The sequence below is a fragment of the Streptomyces hirsutus genome (assembly GCF_001418415.1).
GTDB lineage: Bacteria > Actinomycetota > Actinomycetes > Streptomycetales > Streptomycetaceae > Streptomyces > Streptomyces hirsutus.
Map to the genome: position 1 here is coordinate 1 of NZ_LIQT01000773.1, position 1,066 is coordinate 1,066.

General features: G+C 72.8%; 1 protein-coding gene. It reads right to left on the reverse strand.

The features are described 5' to 3' along the window. Nucleotides 1–112: 112 nt before the first annotated feature. On the reverse strand, nucleotides 113–607 hold the full coding sequence (locus AOK11_RS38500) for a DUF3145 domain-containing protein (RefSeq protein ID WP_055598235.1): 495 nt from the start codon (nucleotides 605–607) through the stop codon (nucleotides 113–115). Nucleotides 608–1,066: the final 459 nt, after the last annotated feature.

A 1,066-nucleotide genomic window follows, 5' to 3' on the forward strand; every position in this document is an offset into this window, starting at 1 on the left:
CCTCGTGAGGTGGGGCCCTTCGGCGTGTCGGGGAGGGCGGGGTACTCCGTACGGGGGTACCGGGTACGGCGTACGGGGGTAAGGCGTACGGGGGTACCGGGTGCCGGTGCGGTCAGACGACCTGGTGGAGCCAGCGGACCGGGGCGCCCTCGCCCGCGTAGCGGAACGGTTCCAGCTCGTCGTCCCAGGGCTTGCCGAGGAGCTTGGCGATCTCGGCCTCCAGGTCGGTCTCGCCGTGCTGGGACCTGGTCAGGGCGGCGCGCAGCCGGTCCTCGGGGATCATGATGTCGCCGTGGATGCCGGTGACGGCGTGGAAGATGCCGAGGTCGGGGGTGCAGCTGTAGCGCTCGCCCTCCGCGGTGGGGCAGGGCTCCGAGGTGACCTCGAAGCGCAGCAACTGCCAGCCGCGCAGCGCCGAGGCGAGCTTGGAGGCGGTGCCGGCCTGACCCTTGAAGGAGAACTCCGAGCGCCAGGTGCCGGGGGCGGCGGGCTGCCGGATCCAGTCCAGGCTGACGCGCACGCCGAGCACCCCCGCGACGGCCCACTCGACGTGTGGGCACAGCGCACGCGGCGCGGAGTGCACGTACAGGACTCCACGTGTCGTCACCGGAACCTCCGGGCAGAGCGGGACAGGTCGGAAAGGGCCGATCAGCGGGTGGCCGGGAGGACCACGTTGAGGCCGAGGCTACCGTGTGGCGAGGGAAGGAGTGTGACGTACCGTCCGTCCCGGTACCCGGAAATTGCCGCCATTCACCCGGCAGGCCGACAACCCCGGGGTGCCGGCCCCCGATCATGTGAGCCGTTCCATATGCGGCGTTCCGTCTGAAGCCGTCCGCCCGGGCGGGCAGTCGGGTGGACAGCCGGACGGGCGGGAACTCCCGCGCGTTGTTATGCATGGGGGACGGTGACCACGATGTGCGGGGAGGCTGCGGGATGGACCAGGGGACACGGTGGAAGGGGCCGAAGCGGGGCGGCCGTTCGCGGGCCGTGCTCGCCGCCGTGGCGGCCGCCGCCGTGCTGGGGGCCGCCGGCTGCGACGCCGTCGGCGGTGACGAGGCCGCTCCGT